The sequence below is a fragment of the Brenneria salicis ATCC 15712 = DSM 30166 genome (assembly GCF_003315515.1).
Classification (GTDB): domain Bacteria; phylum Pseudomonadota; class Gammaproteobacteria; order Enterobacterales; family Enterobacteriaceae; genus Brenneria; species Brenneria salicis.
In genome coordinates this window covers 1-3,718 of record NZ_QNRY01000084.1, presented here as the reverse complement: position 1 = coordinate 3,718, position 3,718 = coordinate 1, and the positions used below count along the sequence as shown (strand labels likewise).

Genomic DNA, 3,718 nt, shown 5'->3' with positions numbered 1-3,718 from the left:
ACCTGACCCCATGCCGAACTCAGCAGTGAAACGCCGTAGCGCCGATGGTAGTGTGGGGTCTCCCCATGTGAGAGTAGGGAACTGCCAGGCATCAACTAAGTGGAAAGCCTCCTGCGTAAGCAGGGGGCTTTTTGCGTTGTGGCGGGCTGGAATAAGATTGGCTGTGTGACCTATGTTTTCTGTGACAACCACACGGCTATAAACTGGGCTACTTGTTGTGGTTGATTGATATCTAACCTTGGAAGAGGGGCGGTTTCTATTTCTGTGTCTGAAGCAATAGCAATCACATATTCATCAAGTAAATCAGCAAGCTCTCTGCCTAAAGATTGACGAAACAAGACGATCTTACTGACCTCTTCATGTTTGAATCCTTCGACCAGGACAAGATCAAGCGATGACGTATCCATTTTACTGGCTAATTCATAGAGATCAGGTGATTTCTGTTCCGCCGTTTCTGTCATCAACGCCCATCGTTGGTTACTTGCCACGATGGTTTGTGTCGCCCCTGCCTTGCGTAATTCGTAGCTATCCTTGCCTGGCGTATCAATATCCATTTGATGGTGCGTATGCTTGATTAGACCCACCTTAATGCCGTGTTCTACCAATTGTGGGATGACTTCTTTGAGCAGCGTGGTTTTTCCTGTACCGCTATAGGCTGCGATGGCAAGCAGAGGTGGGACATTAATATTCATTATGATGCCTCTGCCAGTTGAATAAGTCTTCCGATGAGTTCAGGTTGAGGAAGGCATTGGGTTGATCGGCAAATGAAACCGCTTTGGCACCTATCTGTTCGATAAAAAGCATCAATTTACGATCTCCATTATGAAGATAGGTTTTCAGTGGTTCGATGAGGCATCGATTGATTAGCAACAGTGTCGGATGATCACGATGCCCATCGGTTACATAGACTGCGTTATTTCCCTCTTTCGCTTCACAGAGTCGATGGACAAGATCCAAGGGGAGCCCTGGAACATCACAAGGAACAAAGACAATCCATTCAGATGTCGCCGCCTGCATTCCGGTTAGGATACCAGCCAATGGACCAGCAAAGCCTTTATCAATGTCACTGATGACTGGATATCCACTTTGCCGGTAAGCACAAAGATTACGATTGGCACTGATGATGATGCCATCAACCTGATTTTTTAGCCGGCTGAGGACATGCTGGTATAGCGGTATGCCCTGGAGCTCCATCAGCCCCTTGTCATTACCGCCCATTCGTGTTGACTGTCCACCAGCCAGAATGACGCCCGTGATCATTTTTTTGCCCCTATAACCTGAGTTATATGTCATTTTCTGAAAACTTTTACTGAAGACCAAGTTCTTTCCACATACCACCAAGACTGTTATTTTTGTCATAGTTTTACTTTCTGAGGATAAAAAATGAAATGCCATCGCGTTAATGAACTGGTCGAACTGCTGCACCCTGCCTGGCAAAAAGAGCCTGATTTAAATCTTGTTCAATTTTTACAAAAACTTGCACAGGAGGCGGGGTTTGAGGGGCAGTTAAATGAGCTAACTGATGATATCCTTATTTACCATCTGAAGATGCGTGATTCAGATAAAGAACAGGTGATTCCTGGTTTGAAAAAAGATTATGAAGAAGATTTCAAAACGGCATTACTCCGTGCGCGTGGCGTCATTAAAGACTAACAGGTTCCAGATGCCGATAAGTGCTCATAGTTATCTTACATACTGATAGTGGTTGTTATGAACAGCTCAGTTTTTAATTTTCAGACATTGTTCCCTGAATTAATCATGGATGCATTGCTGGACGCCGGATTGCGTGTCGATTCGGGTTTGACCGCTTTAAACAGCTATGAAAACCGGGTATATCAGTTTACAGATGAAGAACGGAAACGGTATGTCGTGAAGTTTTACCGCCCGGAGCGGTGGGCGGAAGCGCAAATTCTTGAAGAACATGGGTTTGCCCAGGAACTTGCTGAAGATGAAGTCCCGGTTGTGGCTCCGTTAACGTTAAATGGCCGTACTTTGCATCTTTATGAAGGGTTCCATTTTGCGGTGTTCCCCAGCGTCGGCGGGCGGCAATATGAAATGGATAATGAAGAACAGTTGGAATGGGTTGGCCGATTCTTAGGTCGAATTCATCAGACGGGCAGCAAATCTTCCTTTTCCATGCGACCAACGATCGGGTTGAATGAGTATTTGTATGAACCTTATCAATTGTTGGAGCATTGCCCATTAATACCGAAAAGCCAGCGAAATACTTTTTTACAGGCAACCAGTAGACTCATTGATATAGTTGAGTCTTATTGGCGTACTGACTGGCATTCGCTGCGTTTGCATGGTGATTGTCATCCGGGCAATATTTTGTGGCGCGACGGTCCGTTTTTTGTGGATTTAGATGATGCGCGCAATGGCCCGGCAATACAGGATTTATGGATGTTGCTGCATGGCGAGCGCCAGGAACAACGTATACAACTGGATATTCTATTGGAGGCTTACAGTGAGTTTGCTGAATTTCAGGATGATCAGTTGGCATTAATCGAACCTTTACGCGCGATGAGACAGGTTTATTATCTGGCCTGGGTTGCTCGCCGTTGGGAAGATCCCGCTTTTCCCCGAAATTTCCCGTGGATGACAGACGCTGATTTTTGGCTTAAGCAGACATCAATATTTATCGAACAGGCTAAGCTGCTACAGAGTCCCCCTTTGCAGTTAATGCCAATGTACTGAAATTAAATGAAGAGAGTATATTTTATGAAAAAACTATGGTTTGCACTGATTGGTATTGTTCTGTCATTTAGCGCTTCGGCAGCAGAGTTTTCCAATGGCAAACAATTTGTCGAATTGGATAAACCGGCAACTCAGGAACCTCAGGTTCTTGAGTTCTTCTCGTTCTATTGCCCGCATTGTTATCAATTTGCGCAGGTTTATCATATACCGGAAGCGGTGAAGAAAGCGCTGCCGGAAGGGACAAAAATGACTCGCTATCATGTTGATTTTTTGGGGCCTCTGGGCAAAAATCTGACGCAAGCTTGGGCTGTGGCCATCGCATTGGGCGTAGAAAATAAAATTACCCCGCCAATGTTTGATGCGGTTCAGAAAACACAAACAGTAAAAACGCCTGACGATATTCGTAAGATTTTTATCGACGCTGGCGTCAGTGCGGAAGAATTTGATGGTGCGCTAAATAGCTTTGTTGTGAAATCTTTGGTTGCTCAGCAAGAAAAAGCAGCGGCGGATTTACAATTACGTGGTGTTCCAGCCATGTTTGTTAATGGCAAATATATGATTAAGAATGATGGTTTGGATACCAGTTCAATGGAGGCGTATGTGAAACAGTATGCCGATGTTGCGAAATTCCTCATCGATAAAAAATAAGCGATAAATAAACCACGCCAGTCAAATTGGCGTGGTTTATTTAGTCCCTTCAGCCTTTTTATCTCTCAATAAAGTCCTAAAATTTAATAATTTTTTATTAAAGCAATATTATATCCACAAAATGGATTGTCTTTTATTGAAGCCTGAAAATAATAAAAATTATTTTAACTTTATGAATGATATGGATATAAAGAGAATCAACGTTCCTAAATAGCTGTTCCAAATAGTAGATCACTTTGAGGGAACTCAGTCCGAGTTGAGCGATCTGATCAATCGCTAAAAATCACAAATCACCAACCGGACTGAGCGATGCCGATCATAGCACCAATACCCCGTACCGAACGACGTCGGATGCAGAAAACCATCCATAAAA

At 43.9% G+C, this 3,718-nt stretch carries 5 protein-coding genes and 1 rRNA gene; 4 read left to right on the top strand and 2 right to left on the bottom strand.

The features are described from left to right. Positions 1 to 90, top strand: a 5S ribosomal RNA gene (gene rrf, locus DES54_RS18305); the annotation flags it as partial. An 80-nt stretch (positions 91 to 170) separates the two neighbouring features. On the opposite strand, the gene mobB is transcribed toward rrf, so the two are convergent. Together mobB and mobA are read right to left on the bottom strand one after the other, a co-directional pair. Next, positions 171 to 692: a molybdopterin-guanine dinucleotide biosynthesis protein MobB gene (gene mobB / locus DES54_RS18300; protein WP_113869782.1), complete on the bottom strand. Its 522-nt coding sequence runs from the start codon at positions 690 to 692 to the stop codon at positions 171 to 173. Continuing rightward, complete coding sequence (gene mobA / locus DES54_RS18295; RefSeq protein ID WP_113869784.1) at positions 682 to 1,260, bottom strand: molybdenum cofactor guanylyltransferase MobA; 579 nt, start codon at positions 1,258 to 1,260, stop codon at positions 682 to 684. The genes mobB and mobA overlap by 11 nt, the downstream gene beginning before the upstream one ends. 123 nt (positions 1,261 to 1,383) lie before the next feature. Between mobA and DES54_RS18290 the strand changes: the two genes are divergently transcribed. The 3 genes from DES54_RS18290 to dsbA are packed head-to-tail and all read left to right on the top strand — an operon-like array spanning position 1,384 to position 3,345. Continuing rightward, positions 1,384 to 1,653: a YihD family protein gene (locus DES54_RS18290; RefSeq protein ID WP_113869780.1), complete on the top strand. Its 270-nt coding sequence runs from the start codon at positions 1,384 to 1,386 to the stop codon at positions 1,651 to 1,653. A gap of 57 nt (positions 1,654 to 1,710) precedes the next feature. Beyond that, positions 1,711 to 2,697, top strand: a complete 987-nt coding sequence (locus DES54_RS18285) for a serine/threonine protein kinase (protein ID WP_113869778.1) — start codon at positions 1,711 to 1,713, stop codon at positions 2,695 to 2,697. Between the two features lie 24 nt (positions 2,698 to 2,721). After that, the gene (gene dsbA / locus DES54_RS18280) at positions 2,722 to 3,345 is read left to right on the top strand and encodes a thiol:disulfide interchange protein DsbA (protein ID WP_113869776.1); all 624 of its coding nucleotides are present in this window, start codon (positions 2,722 to 2,724) and stop codon (positions 3,343 to 3,345) included. Positions 3,346 to 3,718 lie beyond the last annotated feature (373 nt).

Coding starts and splice junctions, on each gene's coding strand:
- mobB (WP_113869782.1), bottom strand. CDS start 692: ATGAATATTAATGTCCCACCTCTGCTTGCCATCGCAGCCTATAGCGGT.
- DES54_RS18290 (WP_113869780.1), top strand. CDS start 1,384: ATGAAATGCCATCGCGTTAATGAACTGGTCGAACTGCTGCACCCTGCC.
- mobA (WP_113869784.1), bottom strand. CDS start 1,260: ATGATCACGGGCGTCATTCTGGCTGGTGGACAGTCAACACGAATGGGC.
- DES54_RS18285 (WP_113869778.1), top strand. CDS start 1,711: ATGAACAGCTCAGTTTTTAATTTTCAGACATTGTTCCCTGAATTAATC.
- dsbA (WP_113869776.1), top strand. CDS start 2,722: ATGAAAAAACTATGGTTTGCACTGATTGGTATTGTTCTGTCATTTAGC.